At 55.9% G+C, this 13,671-nt stretch carries 15 protein-coding genes; 4 read left to right on the forward strand and 11 right to left on the reverse strand.

All coding sequences use genetic code 11. The annotated features are described in order from the left end of the window. Nucleotides 1-3: 3 nt before the first annotated feature. Nucleotides 4-1,080, forward strand: a complete 1,077-nt coding sequence (locus AC8GFP_RS05885; protein ID WP_506611204.1) for an FRG domain-containing protein — start codon at nt 4-6, stop codon at nt 1,078-1,080. Here the strand turns inward: AC8GFP_RS05885 and leuB are convergent. The 11 genes from leuB to AC8GFP_RS05940 all read right to left on the reverse strand — a co-directional run bounded on the left by leuB (nt 1,077) and on the right by AC8GFP_RS05940 (nt 11,077). Continuing rightward, entirely contained in the window at nt 1,077-2,147 is a 1,071-nt protein-coding gene (gene leuB / locus AC8GFP_RS05890; RefSeq protein WP_506611206.1) for a 3-isopropylmalate dehydrogenase, read from the reverse strand. The genes AC8GFP_RS05885 and leuB overlap by 4 nt on opposite strands. A gap of 10 nt (nt 2,148-2,157) precedes the next feature. Next, nucleotides 2,158-2,811: a 3-isopropylmalate dehydratase small subunit gene (gene leuD, locus AC8GFP_RS05895; RefSeq protein WP_506611208.1), complete on the reverse strand. Its 654-nt coding sequence runs from the start codon at nt 2,809-2,811 to the stop codon at nt 2,158-2,160. 10 nt (nt 2,812-2,821) lie between these two features. Further along, the gene (gene leuC, locus AC8GFP_RS05900) at nt 2,822-4,273 is read right to left on the reverse strand and encodes a 3-isopropylmalate dehydratase large subunit (protein ID WP_506611210.1); all 1,452 of its coding nucleotides are present in this window, start codon (nt 4,271-4,273) and stop codon (nt 2,822-2,824) included. 37 nt (nt 4,274-4,310) lie between these two features. Next, complete coding sequence (gene galU / locus AC8GFP_RS05905; protein WP_506611212.1) at nt 4,311-5,177, reverse strand: UTP--glucose-1-phosphate uridylyltransferase GalU; 867 nt, start codon at nt 5,175-5,177, stop codon at nt 4,311-4,313. 5 nt (nt 5,178-5,182) lie between these two features. Then, nucleotides 5,183-6,493, reverse strand: coding sequence for a citrate synthase (locus tag AC8GFP_RS05910; protein ID WP_506611214.1), 1,311 nt, complete (start codon nt 6,491-6,493; stop codon nt 5,183-5,185). Between the two features lie 43 nt (nt 6,494-6,536). Then, nucleotides 6,537-6,863, reverse strand: coding sequence for an FAD assembly factor SdhE (locus AC8GFP_RS05915; RefSeq protein ID WP_506611216.1), 327 nt, complete (start codon nt 6,861-6,863; stop codon nt 6,537-6,539). Beyond that, a complete protein-coding gene (locus AC8GFP_RS05920; RefSeq protein WP_506611217.1) occupies nt 6,863-7,564 on the reverse strand; it encodes a succinate dehydrogenase iron-sulfur subunit in 702 nt (233 codons plus the stop codon). Before AC8GFP_RS05920 ends, AC8GFP_RS05915 begins: the two co-directional genes overlap by 1 nt. Continuing rightward, the gene (gene sdhA, locus AC8GFP_RS05925) at nt 7,564-9,357 is read right to left on the reverse strand and encodes a succinate dehydrogenase flavoprotein subunit (RefSeq protein WP_506611218.1); all 1,794 of its coding nucleotides are present in this window, start codon (nt 9,355-9,357) and stop codon (nt 7,564-7,566) included. Before sdhA ends, AC8GFP_RS05920 begins: the two co-directional genes overlap by 1 nt. A 3-nt stretch (nt 9,358-9,360) precedes the next feature. Beyond that, nucleotides 9,361-9,726, reverse strand: coding sequence for a succinate dehydrogenase, hydrophobic membrane anchor protein (gene sdhD / locus AC8GFP_RS05930; protein WP_506611221.1), 366 nt, complete (start codon nt 9,724-9,726; stop codon nt 9,361-9,363). A 16-nt stretch (nt 9,727-9,742) separates the two neighbouring features. Continuing rightward, on the reverse strand, nt 9,743-10,174 hold the full coding sequence (sdhC, locus tag AC8GFP_RS05935) for a succinate dehydrogenase, cytochrome b556 subunit (RefSeq protein WP_506611223.1): 432 nt from the start codon (nt 10,172-10,174) through the stop codon (nt 9,743-9,745). Between the two features lie 117 nt (nt 10,175-10,291). Then, the gene (locus tag AC8GFP_RS05940; RefSeq protein WP_506611224.1) at nt 10,292-11,077 is read right to left on the reverse strand and encodes a GntR family transcriptional regulator; all 786 of its coding nucleotides are present in this window, start codon (nt 11,075-11,077) and stop codon (nt 10,292-10,294) included. 130 nt (nt 11,078-11,207) lie between these two features. On the opposite strand from AC8GFP_RS05940, the gene AC8GFP_RS05945 reads away from it, so the two are divergent. Genes AC8GFP_RS05945 through AC8GFP_RS05955 form a run of 3 tightly spaced genes read left to right on the forward strand, consistent with a single transcriptional unit; the run spans nt 11,208 to nt 13,653 of the window. Then, entirely contained in the window at nt 11,208-12,197 is a 990-nt protein-coding gene (locus AC8GFP_RS05945) for a malate dehydrogenase (RefSeq protein WP_506611226.1), read from the forward strand. A gap of 23 nt (nt 12,198-12,220) precedes the next feature. Continuing rightward, nucleotides 12,221-13,240 carry an HpcH/HpaI aldolase/citrate lyase family protein gene (locus tag AC8GFP_RS05950; RefSeq protein ID WP_506611228.1) on the forward strand — a complete coding sequence of 340 codons (1,020 nt, stop codon included), beginning with the start codon at nt 12,221-12,223 and terminating at the stop codon, nt 13,238-13,240. After that, complete coding sequence (locus AC8GFP_RS05955) at nt 13,237-13,653, forward strand: hypothetical protein (protein WP_506611230.1); 417 nt, start codon at nt 13,237-13,239, stop codon at nt 13,651-13,653. The genes AC8GFP_RS05950 and AC8GFP_RS05955 overlap by 4 nt, the downstream gene beginning before the upstream one ends. The last annotated feature ends 18 nt before the right edge of the window (nt 13,654-13,671 follow it).

The following is a 13,671-nucleotide window of genomic DNA, read 5'->3' on the forward strand; positions in this document are numbered from 1 at the left end:
AACATGAACCAAAAAGCAGTAGCTACTGGAAGTGTAAAAAGTATGGTTTATGAAGACCCTGAAAAATTCATTGATGATTTCAACAATTTGACATACGAAATAATTAAAAACCCACATTCAGGGGTGTTTATTTACCGAGGGGGTCTAGGCAGCGACAAATTGATACCCAGCATAGACAGACCAAATGACAAAGAAAAAATCCTGTCATTTGGCGGCAAATTTGGCTGGCAAACTTCTCCAATACTTGATGCTTATACAAAAGCCTCTTGTCTATTCGGGGCGATCGGGAGTTTTTATAGAAGAGCCATCAATTTAGGATACGAGCTGCCGCAAATTGACAGGAAATTACATGATGAGTTGATGAACCCGTCATATGTAAAGAGTAGTTACTGGCCAACTCAAGATTTATTTCAAGACCCCAGAAATTGGCAGTTAATCGCAATGGCTCAACACCACGGTGTTCCGACGCCATTGCTGGACTGGACCTCTGATGCATATATTGCCATGTACTTTGCAGCAACCAGGGGCGTCAAGCAATTAGTCAAAACTGAATCTTTCGACGCGTTGGCAGATCAGCAGATCGTCGTTTGGGCTACGTTTCAAGAATTTTTTCACTATTCTGTAATCGACCCGTTGACTCCACAATCAACATCAATAGACCCGACACCTGTTCCATTGGCTGATTTTTATCCTTACCGAATCCATTTAGTCGATCCACCGCGCCACTACAACCCAAATTTGACTGCGCAGCGAGGCAAGTTCACTTTAGTGCAAAAAATGACGCAAGGCAAAGACACATCTGAATTTAATCATGATGACGTCTTCGGATTGCCAGACTTAGAAACCGTGTGGTCAGAAATGGTTAAGACCCCTCAAGTCGTGGCTGCGCATTGGCATAGTGCAGTTTTATATAAATTCAGTTTGCCAGTCAAAAAAGCAACGACTTTACTCAAGATATTAAAAATCAAAGGTTTCGACGCTGCTGGTATTTTTCCGGGCTTGGATGGATGCGTCAAAGCCATTGAAGAAGGTATTCAAATTCAAAAAGCGGAAAAACTTCTGGGAGCAAGTGCAGCTTAAACCAGCGCCTTGACCACCGCATCACCCATTTGCGACGTGCCCACCTTGGTGGTGCCTTCGCTGTAGATGTCGCCGGTGCGCAGGCCTTGGGCCAGCACTTTTTTCACGGCGTCTTCAATGCGCACTGCCGCGGCTTCTTGACCAAGGCTAAAGCGCAGCATCATGGCCGCAGACAAGATGGTGGCCAGCGGATTGGCCACGCCTTTGCCAGCGATGTCAGGGGCGCTGCCGTGGCTGGGTTCGTACAAACCTTGGCTGCTTGAATTGAGCGAGGCCGAGGGCAACATGCCAATCGAGCCGGTCAGCATGGAGGCTTCGTCGGAGAGGATGTCGCCAAACATATTGCCGGTCACCACCACGTCAAAGCGCTTGGGTTCTTTCACCAATTGCATGGCGGCGTTGTCCACGTACATGTGGTCCAGGGCCACATCGGTGTAGTCTTTGTGCACCTCGGTGACGATGTCTTTCCAGAACTGGAAGGTCTCCAACACATTGGCTTTGTCCACACTGGTCACGCGCTTGCTGCGCTTGCGGGCGGCTTCGAACGCCACGCGGGCAATGCGTTCCACCTCGGGGCGGCTGTAACGCATGGTGTCAAAAGCTTCCTCGGCACCGGCGAAGGCACCGTCAGGGGAGACACGGCGGCCACGCGGTTGGCCAAAATAAATATCACCCGTCAGCTCGCGGATGATGAGGATGTCCAAACCGGCCACCAACTCGGGTTTCAAGCTGGACGCGTTCACCAATTCTTTGTAGCAGATGGCGGGGCGGAAGTTGGCAAACAGGCCGAGGTTTTTGCGCAAACCCAAAATGGCTTGTTCGGGTCGCAATGGGCGGTCGAGGGTGTCGTATTTCCAGTCGCCAACAGCGCCAAACAAAATCGCATCGGCTTCTTTGGCCAGCTTCAAGGTGCTCTCGGGCAGGGGATGGCCATGGGCGTCGTAAGCCGCGCCACCCACCAAGGCCGTTTCCATCTCAAATTTCAGGTCCAGCGCATGCAAAACCTTGATGGCCTCTGCAACGATTTCGGTGCCAATGCCATCTCCGGGCAGAACTGCGATTTTCATAGGTGTTGTCTCAAAGGGTCTTCATGGTGTGGGCCAACCAAGGTTTGGTGGCCAAGCGCTGGGCTTCAAAGGCTTTGATTTTGTCGGACTGGCGCAGGGTCAGGCCGATGTCGTCAAAGCCATTGAGCAGGCAGTATTTGCGAAAGGCTTGCACTTCAAAAGAAATCTCCTCGCCTTGGGGACGCAGGATGACTTGGCGCTCCAGGTCGATGGTCAATTCATAGCCGGGGAAGGCCAGCACGTCGTTGAACAACTGGTTCACGGTGGACTCGGGCAAGGCGATGGGCAGCAAGCCGTTTTTGAAGCAGTTGTTGAAAAAGATGTCGGCAAAGCTGGGGGCGATGACACAGCGAAAACCGTATTGATCGATGGCCCACGGTGCATGTTCACGAGATGAACCGCAACCAAAGTTTTTGCGGGCCAACAGCACCGACGCGCCTTGGTAGCGCGGTTGGTTCAGTACAAAGTCAGGGTTTGGTTTGCGGCTGGCCGGGTCTTGGCCGGGTTCGCCATGGTCGAGGTAGCGCCATTCATCAAACAAGTTGGGGCCAAAACCGGTTTTGCGGATGGATTTGAGGAATTGCTTGGGGATGATGGCGTCGGTGTCGACGTTTTCGCGGTCCATCGGGGCCACGATGCCTTTGTGGAGGGTGAATTTTTGCATCTGGGACTCCTCAGGCGAACTTGCGCACGTCGACAAAATGGCCGTGAATGGCAGCGGCGGCGGCCATGGCGGGGCTGACCAAATGGGTGCGCCCGCCATTGCCTTGACGGCCTTCAAAATTGCGGTTGCTGGTGGAGGCGCAGCGTTCGCCGGGCTCCAAGCGGTCGGCGTTCATGGCCAAGCACATCGAGCAACCAGGTTCGCGCCACTCAAAGCCTGCAGCTTTGAAAATCTCGTGCAAACCTTCTTGCTCGGCTTGCGCTTTGACCAAACCCGAGCCGGGCACAACCATGGCCAGCTTGATGTTCTTGGCCACTTTTTGACCGAGTTTTTTAACCACAGCAGCCGCTTCGCGCATGTCCTCAATCCGGCTGTTGGTGCACGAACCAATGAACACCTTGTCGACAAACAAGTCGTTCAAGGCCTTGCCGGGTTCGAGCGCCATGTAGGTCAGGGCGCGTTCAATCGCACCACGTTTGTTCGGGTCTTTTTCTTTGTCGGGGTCGGGCACGATGCCATTGATGTCCAACACCATCTCGGGCGAGGTGCCCCAGGTGACTTGCGGCAAGATGGCCTCGGCTTGGAGCTCGACCACGGCGTCAAACTTGGCGTCCGCGTCGGATTGCAGCGTTTTCCAATAGGCCACCGCTTGGTCCCATTCCGCACCACCGACAAACTGACCGGTTTTGGCATCGGTGCCGGGTGACAGGGGACGCCCTTTCACATACTCGATGGTTTTCTCGTCCACCGCCACCAGGCCAGCGCGAGCGCCGCCTTCGATGGCCATGTTGCACAAGGTCATGCGGCCTTCCATGCTCAAACCGCGAATGGCCGAGCCTGCAAACTCGATGGTGTAGCCGGTGCCGCCGGCCGTTCCGATTTTGCCGATGATGGCCAGCACCACGTCTTTGCCAGTGACGCCTTTGGCCAAGGTGCCTTCCACCTTGATGAGCATGTTCTTGGCTTTTTTCGCCAACAAGGTTTGCGTGGCCATCACGTGCTCAACCTCGGAGGTGCCAATGCCATGGGCCAGCGCACCAAACGCGCCGTGGGTGGACGTGTGGCTGTCGCCGCACACCACGGTCATGCCGGGCAGGGTGGCGCCGTTTTCCGGGCCAATCACATGCACGATGCCTTGTCGTTTGGACAAAAACGGAAAGAACGCGGCCGAACCGAACTCTTTCATGTTGGCGTCGAGGGTGGTGATTTGTTCTTTGCTGATCGGGTCAGTGATGCCGTCGTAGCCCAACTCCCAACCGGTGGTGGGCGTGTTGTGGTCGGCGGTGGCCACAATCGAGCTGACCCGCCAGACCTTGCGCCCGGCTTGGCGAATGCCCTCAAACGCTTGGGGGCTGGTGACTTCGTGCACCAAGTGGCGGTCGATGTAGAGGATGGCGGTGCCATCTTCTTCGGTATGGACGACGTGTTCGTCCCAAATCTTGTCGTAAAGCGTGCGTCCCATGAGGGGTCCTGGTCGGTCTGACGAGTTTGTCAGCGGGCTATTTTAGGTTTGCCAGATACTGCTTGAATTCTTCAGCGGTTTCGGGGTGGCGCAAGGCCAATTCCACCGTGGCTTTCAAAAAACCAATCTTGCTGCCGCAGTCGTAGCGCACGCCTTCGTAGGCGCAGGCATAAACGGCTTCAAGCTTCAAAAGACTTTGAATCGCGTCGGTCAGTTGGTATTCACCGCCAGCACCGGGTTGCAGTTGGTCGATGTGTTTGAAGATGGACGGCGTGAACACATAGCGGCCCACCACGCCCAGGTTGGACGGGGCTTTGTCAGGCGTGGGTTTTTCCACGATTTGCGACATCTTGGTCAGGCGATCGCCCGCTGGGGTGCCTGCCACCACACCGTAAGAACGGCTTTGCTCGGGCGCGATGGTTTCCACCGCCACCACCGAGCTGCGGTAGTGCTCGTACAAGCCCACCAATTGTTTCAAGACACCGGGTTGGTGGTCCAGCAAGTCGTCAGCCAGCACCACGGCAAACGGCTCGTTGCCCACCAAAGACGCCGCGCAATTGACCGCATGACCCAAGCCCAGGGCTTCAGGTTGGCGGACATACACACAGTTCACATGGGCGGGTTTGATATTGCGCACCAGCTTCAACAACTCGGTTTTTTGTTTGGCCTCAAGTTCGTGTTCGAGCTCGAAGGATTTGTCGAAATGGTCTTCGATGCTGCGTTTGCTGCGACCGGTGACAAAAATCATCTCGGTGATGCCCGCCTCGATGGCTTCTTCCACCGCGTATTGAATGAGCGGCTTGTCCACGATGCACAGCATCTCCTTGGGGCTGGCTTTGGTGGCCGGCAAAAACCGGGTCCCTAAACCAGCGACAGGAAAAACAGCTTTGCGAACGATGGCCATGGCGATCAGCGTTTGTTCAGGGGGGGCACGTCGCGCTTGACCGAGCCGGTGAACAACTGACGTGGGCGACCGATTTTGTACTCGGGGTCGCTGATCATTTCGTTCAACTGCGCAATCCAACCGACGGTTCGGGCCAAGGCAAAAATACCGGTGAACAGGTTCACAGGAATGCCGATGGCGCGTTGCACGATGCCAGAGTAGAAGTCCACATTGGGGTAGAGCTTGCGTGACACGAAGTACTCGTCTTCCAATGCGATTTTTTCCAGCGCTTTGGCCAGCTTGAACAAGGGGTCGTTTTCCAAGCCCAGTTCTTTCAACACCTCGTCGCAGGTTTCTTGCATCAGCTTGGCGCGGGGGTCGTAGTTTTTGTAAACACGGTGGCCAAAGCCCATCAGCTTGACGCCCGAGTTTTTGTCTTTGACTTGCTCCATGAATTCACCGACTTTTGCAATGCCGCCATTGGCTTGAATCTCTTCCAGCATGTTCAGGCAAGCTTCGTTGGCGCCGCCGTGAGCCGGGCCCCACAAACACGCCACACCAGCGGCGATGGCGGCAAACGGGTTGGTGCCGGAGGAACCACACAAGCGCACGGTGGAGGTGGACGCGTTTTGTTCGTGGTCGGCATGCAAAGTGAAGATGCGGTCCATGGCGCGCTCGAGCACTGGGTTGACCACATAAGGCTCGCAAGGCGTGCCAAACATCATGCGCAAGAAATTGCCCGCATAAGACAAGTCGTTCTGAGGATAAAGGAAAGGTTGACCGACGCCGTATTTGTAGGCCATGGCCACCAAGGTGGGCATCTTGGCGATCAAGCGAATGGCCGCCACTTCGCGGTGTTCAGGGTTGTTGATGTCGGTGCTGTCGTGATAGAAGGCCGACAAAGCGCCGACCAAGCCGGTCAGCACGGCCATGGGGTGGGCATCACGACGGAAACCGCGCAAGAAAAATTGCATTTGCTCGTGCACCATGGTGTGGTGCGTCACCGTTGTTGTGAATTCTTTTTTGCGTTGCGCATTGGGCAGCTCTCCGTACAACAGCAAGTGGCAGGTTTCCAAATAGTTGCAGTTGGTGGCGAGTTGTTCGATGGGGTAGCCACGGTAGAGCAATTCGCCTTTGTCGCCATCAATGAAAGTGATGGCCGATTGGCAAGAGGCGGTTGACAAGAAACCAGGGTCGTATGTGAACATGCCAGATTGACCATACAACTTGCGGATGTCAATCACGTCCGGGCCAATATTGCCTTGATAGACAGGCATGTCGATAGCTTCTTTGCCGTTGCTGAACTGAAGGGTGGCTTTGTAATCGGCGAGTTTCATGGTCATTTCCTGTGTCAAACAATTTCAAAAAAACAAATTCTCATCAAGTTCTCAATAAGGGCAGCAGCGCTTGCACTTCGGGCAAAGCCAACACCGACTGCACCACCTGGGCTTCGGGGTCCGAAACCGCCAGCGGCTTGGCAGGGCGGTTCAGCAAGGTGTCCAGCAAATCGTTGTCAGCCAAATCCATCAGTGCATACATGCCACGTGCCATTGCCACGGTCATCCCATCAGCGTGTTGGTTGAAAAACCGCTCGATGAACAAATCGTTTTCCAGCAAACCACGGCGGCTGCGCCAGCGCAATTTGCTAAGCGCTGCCGCAGACAGAGGTTCGTCGGCGGGCAGCGCATCGAGTTCTTCATCGACCATCAAACAGCGCGGCTGATCATCAATTCTTTGATCTTGCCAATCGCCTTCGTCGGGTTCAAACCTTTGGGGCAGACATCGACGCAATTCATGATGGTGTGGCAGCGAAACAAACGGTAGGGGTCTTCCAAGTTGTCCAAGCGTTCGGCGGTGCCGTGGTCGCGGCTGTCCGCGATGAAGCGGTAGGCCTGTAACAAGCCCGCGGGACCGACAAACTTGTCGGGGTTCCACCAAAACGAAGGGCAGCTGGTCGAGCAGCTGGCGCACAAAATACATTCGTACAAACCGTCGAGTTCTTCGCGCTCAGCGGGCGACTGCAGACGCTCTTTTTCAGGCGGCAGACTGTCGTTCATCAAATAAGGCTTGATGGAGTGGTATTGGTTGAAGAACTGCGTCATGTCCACAATCAGGTCGCGCACCACTGGCAAGCCAGGCAGCGGCTTCAAGGTGATGACGCCTGGCAAGGTCAGCATGTTGGTCAAACAAGCCAAACCGTTTTTGCCATTGATGTTCATCGCGTCTGAACCACACACGCCTTCGCGGCAAGAGCGGCGGAATGACAAGCTGGGGTCTTGCGCCTTGAGCTTCATCAGGGCGTCTAGCAACATGCGCTCGTGACCGTCGAGTTCCACCTCGATGGTCTGCATATACGGCTTCGCGTCTTTTTCCGGGTCGTAGCGGTAGATGTTGAAAGTGCGTTTCATTAGAAGGTCCTGACTTTGGGTGGGATGCTGTCGGTGGTCAGTGGTTGCAGTTTGACCGGCTTGTAACTCATGCTGTTGCTGGCGCTGTGCCACAAGCTGTGCTTGAGCCACTGTTCGTCGTTGCGGCCGTTAGGGTGTTCGGGCGTATCGGCATAGTCATCCACCGTGTGGGCGCCGCGGCTTTCGTGGCGTGCCGCAGCAGACACCATGGTGGCTTGGGCGCATTCAATCAAATTTTCAACTTCCAGCGCTTCAATGCGGGCGGTGTTGAAAATCTTGCTCTTGTCTTTCAAACCGATGTGCTTGACGCGCTCGCGCAGTTCGGCGATTTGCTGCACACCTTCGTCCATGCTGGCTTGGGTGCGGAACACGCCAGCGTGTTTTTGCATGCTGGTGCGCAAGTCGTTGGCCACGTCTTGGGCGTATTCGCCGCTGGTGGTGTTGTTCAAGCGGGCCAAGCGGTCCAAGGTGCGATCGGCGGCGTCAGCGGGCAGTGGTTTGTGGTTTTTGTTTTTCTCGTGGAAGTCGACGATGTGGTTGCCAGCGGCTTTGCCAAACACCAGCAAGTCCAGCAGCGAATTCGTACCCAAGCGATTAGCACCATGCACTGACACGCACGAACATTCGCCCACGGCGTACAAACCATTGACCACCGCGTTGTGGTCGGTGGCGGTTTGCGTCACCACCTGGCCGTTGATGTTGGTGGGAATACCGCCCATTTGGTAGTGGATGGTGGGCACCACGGGGATGGGCTCTTTGGTGATGTCGACGTTGGCAAAGTTGTGGCCAATCTCGAACACCGAGGGCAGGCGCTTCATGATGGTTTCCACACCCAGGTGGTCCAACTTCAAATGCACATAGTCCTTGTTGGGGCCGCAGCCTCGGCCTTCCTTGATTTCCTGGTCCATGCAGCGGGACACAAAGTCACGTGGCGCCAGGTCTTTCAAGGTGGGCGCATAACGCTCCATGAAACGTTCGCCCAGGCTGTTCAAAAGAATCGCGCCTTCGCCACGGCAACCTTCGGTCAGCAACACGCCAGCACCGGCCACGCCCGTGGGGTGGAATTGCCAAAATTCCATGTCTTCCAGGGGGATACCAGCGCGAGCGGCCATGCCCAAACCATCACCGGTGTTGATGAAGGCATTGGTCGACGCCGCAAAAATACGGCCAGCGCCACCGGTGGCCATCAACACAGTCTTGGCTTCCAAGATGTGCAGGTCGCCGGTTTCCATTTCCAAAGCGGTCACGCCCACCACATCGCCTTCAGCGTCGCGGATCAGGTCTTGCGCCATCCATTCGACGAAGAAATTCGTGTTGGCTTTCAAGTTTTGCTGATACAGGGTGTGCAACATCGAGTGGCCTGTGCGGTCGGCCGATGCGCAAGCGCGTTGCACGGATTTTTCGCCGTAGTTCGAGGTGTGGCCACCGAAGGGGCGCTGGTAAATGGTGCCATCGGGGTTGCGGTCGAAGGGCATGCCCATGTGTTCCAACTCGTAAACCACTTTCGGGGCTTCGCGGCACATGTATTCGATGGCGTCTTGGTCGCCCAGCCAGTCCGAGCCTTTGACGGTGTCGTAGAAATGGAAGTGCCAGTTGTCTTCTGACATGTTGCCCAGGGAAGCGCCGATGCCGCCTTGGGCCGCCACGGTGTGAGAGCGGGTCGGGAACACTTTGGAGAGCACCGCCACGTTCAGGCCAGCGCGAGAAAGCTGCAGCGAGGCACGCATGCCAGAGCCACCAGCTCCAACAATGACCACATCAAAACGGCGGCGGGGAAGGGTGGAACGTGTCATCTGTCAAAGTCTCCAAAGAACCTGAACCGCCCAGCCCAAACAAGAGAGCAACCAGACGATGGTGAAAAGGTGCAACGCCAAGCGCAAACCGACGGGCTTGATGTAGTCCATCCAGATGTCGCGCATGCCGACCCAGACGTGGTAGGACAGGGCCAAGAAGATGGAAAACGTGAGGGCTTTCATCCACTGTGGGCTGAAGATACCGGCCCATTGGTCATAGCCGATCTCTCCACGCGAAAAAATCACTTGCACCAACACCAGCGCGGTGAACAAGGCCATGAGCGCGGCGGTGAGGCGTTGCGCCATCCAGTCGCGCAAACCGTAGTGCGCACCCACCACCAAACGTTTGGAACCTATTTTGTCTGTCATTTTTCAGCTCCTTGAATCAGTAGAGGCCAAACAACTTGGCACCCAACAGCACGGTCAGACCGATGCTTGTCGCCAAGGTGAAGATGGCACTGGAGCGGCCAAACTCTTTGCTGACCGAGTGGGTGGCGTCCATGTACAAATGGCGCAAACCGGCGATCAGGTGGTGCAAATAGGCCCAAATCAGTGCCAAAGTGACCAAACTGATGAACCAGCTGGGGTACCAGCCGATGCCGCCGTTGTAAGCAGCTTTGAATTTGGCAAATGAATATTCCGACGAGACGGATTTATCGAACAACCAGATGATGAAGGGCAGCAACAAAAACATCAGGGCACCGCTGACACGGTGCAGGATGGACACCCAACCGGCAGGGGGTAGGCGGTAGGTGGGCAGGTCGTTGAAGGCGTTGATGTTGCGAAACTCTGGCCTTGATGGGGCTTTGTCGGTCATGCGTCAGGCTTTCTCGGGGTCGTTTTTGGGACGGGAAACAGGCTTTTCGGGGCAGAACGGATCATTCTATTGCAATGCACAAAAATGACAGTTGGCTTGCATTCAAATGAATACCAATCAATTCAATTCGTTCAAATAGTGGTGTCGATCGGTGCGGTAGACGCCAATTCGCCACTCCATGGGGGTGTCTTGGTAGGTGTAGGACAGGCGCTCAACCCGCAACAGCGGGGCGTTGCCATCCACTTGCAGCAGCTGCGCCTCATCTGGGGTGGGGTTGACCGCCCGCAGTTTTTCTTGGGCGCGCAGCATCCTGATGCCAAATTCGGCCTCAAACAAGGCGTACATCGGGCCAGTGTCGCGACTCAGGCGCTCGGCGGTCAGGCCTTTGAAGGGCGCGCCGGGCAGCCAAATGTCTTCATAAATGGTGGGTACCGCGCCAAACGACAGCACCCGCCGCACTTGGAACACGGGGTCGCCGCTGGCCAAAGCCAGGGCTTGGGCCACGTCTTTCGGGGCTTTCAGGCGTTTGCAGTCAACGATTTGACGTTGCGCCGGACCTTGGCTGATGAAATCACCTTGGTCGGGCTTCAGCTTTAAAAAACGAAACTGCACTTGCTGCTCGGCATGGGTGGCCACAAAAGTGCCCTTGCCCTGGCGACGCACCAGCAAATGGTTTTTGGCCAGCTCGTCAATCGCCTTGCGCACCGTGCCCTGGCTGACTTTGTAACGGGCGGCCAGTTCGAATTCACTGGGAATTGGGTCGCCTGGTTTCCATTCGCCCAGCTGCAGGCTTTGCAGCACCAAGCTTTTGATCTGCTGATAAAGTGGGCTGAAGGCAGGTGATGCCGGCACGGGTGTGTCGGTCCATTCAGTGCTGTTTTCTGCGGTGGTTGAGGGGTTCACGGTAGACGCGTCAGGCTCTGGTCATGATCGAGCCGCTATCATATCTTCTATAAGACACATGTCTGCTGGACGTCCAGCTGGCGTCTGCCCCCGCGAAAGTCTTTTCTTTTTTTAATTTCGGAGATTTCTCATGAGCAAAAAGCCCGTCCGCGTTGCCGTTACCGGCGCAGCAGGTCAAATCGGTTACGCCTTGCTGTTTCGCATCGCCTCTGGCGAAATGCTGGGCAAAGACCAGCCCGTCATCCTGCAGTTGCTGGAAATTCCCGATGAAAAGGCGCAAAAAGCCCTCAAGGGCGTGATGATGGAGTTGGAAGACTGCGCTTTCCCACTGTTGGTGGGGATGGAAGCCCATGCCGACCCGATGACGGCTTTCAAAGACACCGACTACGCCTTGCTGGTGGGTTCACGTCCTCGCGGCCCCGGCATGGAGCGTGCTGAACTGTTGTCCATCAATGGTGCCATCTTCACCGCCCAAGGCAAAGCCTTGAATGCGGTCGCTTCGCGCAACGTGAAGGTGCTGGTGGTGGGCAACCCCGCCAACACCAACGCTTACATCGCCATGAAGTCCGCCCCCGATTTGAAACCTGGCAACTTCACCGCCATGCTGCGGCTGGACCACAACCGCGCCGCGTCGCAAATCGCAGCCAAAACCGGCAAAGCTGTGGCCGATATCGAAAAACTCTGCGTCTGGGGCAACCACTCGCCCACCATGTACGCCGATTACCGTTTCGCCACCATCCAAGGCGCGTCGGTGAAAGACATGATCAACGACCAAGAATGGAACGCCAATGTGTTTTTGCCCACGGTGGGCAAGCGCGGCGCGGCCATCATTGAAGCGCGCGGTTTGTCTTCTGCCGCTTCAGCAGCCAACGCCGCCATTGACCACATGCGCGATTGGGCGCAGGGCACGCATGGCAAATGGGTCACCATGGGCATACCTTCGCAAGGTTGGTATGGCATTCCCAAAGACGTGATGTTTGGTTTTCCCGTCACCTGCGAGAACGGCGAGTACAAAGTGGTTGAAGGCTTGGCCATTGACGCTTTCAGCCAAGGCTGCATCGATAAAACCTTGAAAGAACTGACCGATGAGCAAGCGGGCGTGGCCCACTTGCTGAAGTAAGTCAAAACACTCGGACCACTTGCATGAGCTTGGCTGCACCTCCTGAAACAACTGTTCGGGTGGGTGCGCATCCGCGTGAAGTATTGCAAGGGGCGCAAGCCGGTGCCATCACATTGCCGGTGTGTGACCATTACAGCGGGGTTGAGCTGCGCATGCGCAAAAGCCTGCAATTGCAGGCTGAAATGACGCAAGAATTTGGGGTTTGCGTCTTCGACGTCACCTTGGATTGCGAAGATGGTGCGCCAGTGGGTGGCGAGGCCGAGCATGCGGCGCTGGTGTCTGAACTGGCCATGGCGGCAGCACCCGATGCGCGTGTGGCGGTGCGGGTTCACCCGGTGGATCACCCCGCGTTTCAGGCCGACATTCAAACCATTGTCGGCCGGGCTGGCGCACGTTTGTGCCACATCATGCTGCCCAAGGTCGAGTCGGTGGATGATGTGGTGTTGGCTGTTCAAGCCATCGACGCCGCTGGCGCCAAGCACTTGGCCGTTCATGCCTTGATCGAATCACCAGCGGCCGTGCACCGGGCCTTTGACATTGCTTCGCATCCGCGGTTGCAGTCCTTGAGTTTTGGTTTGATGGACTTTGTGTCGGCCCACGGTGGCGCGATTCCAGCCGATGCCATGGGCAGTGCGGGGCAGTTCAGCCACCCGCTGGTGTTGCGGGCCAAGCTGGAAATTGCCAGTGCCTGTCATGCACACGGCAAGGTGCCGTCGCACTGTGTGGTGACCGAATACAGCAACCCCGAGGCCATGCAAGCCGCTGCCAGTCGTGCGTCGAAAGAACTGGGCTACACCCGCATGTGGAGCATCCACCCTTCGCAAATTCGCCCCATCTTGCAAGCCATGGCGCCGTCTGAAAAAGACATTGAGCAGGCTTGCGAGGTGATGCTGGCCGCGCAAAATGAAAACTGGGCGCCCATCAGCGTTGGCGGACAGTTGCACGATCGCGCCAGTTACCGCTTCTTTTGGCAAGTGCTCGAGCGGGCTCACGCCACGGGACGCGCCATGCCCAGCCAAGCCCAAATGTTTTTCAAACCATGAAAACCAAGAAGACAGGGCTCCTCGTGCTGTGCAGCTGTTTGCTGCTGGGTCAAAGCACATGGACCTTGGCGCAAGACAAGCCTCATGTGTTTTTGGGCCGCTTCCCATGTGAGGCCAATCAAATCGTCAGCTTGCAAGAAGTGCCGAATGCGCCTGGGCAGTACCTGCTGCATTTCAAAAAATTCAAATTCAAATTGGTGGCTGTGTCCACCTACTCTGGTGTGGTGCGACTTGAAGATCCTTTCACTGGCGCCACCTGGGTACAACTCAACAGCAAATCGATGCTGATGGACAGCCGACGTGGCCAGCGCTTGGTCGACGACTGCCAACACCCATCGCAAAAAGCCATGGCCGAGGCGATGAAAACCACACCTGACCAACCCTTGATTGAGGTTGATGCGGCGAACCGTTGATTGATTTATTTTTCAGGA

Origin of the sequence: Limnohabitans simekii (SeqCode) (assembly GCF_965234735.1) — a bacterium.
GTDB classification, from domain to species: Bacteria; Pseudomonadota; Gammaproteobacteria; order Burkholderiales; family Burkholderiaceae_C; genus Limnohabitans; species Limnohabitans simekii.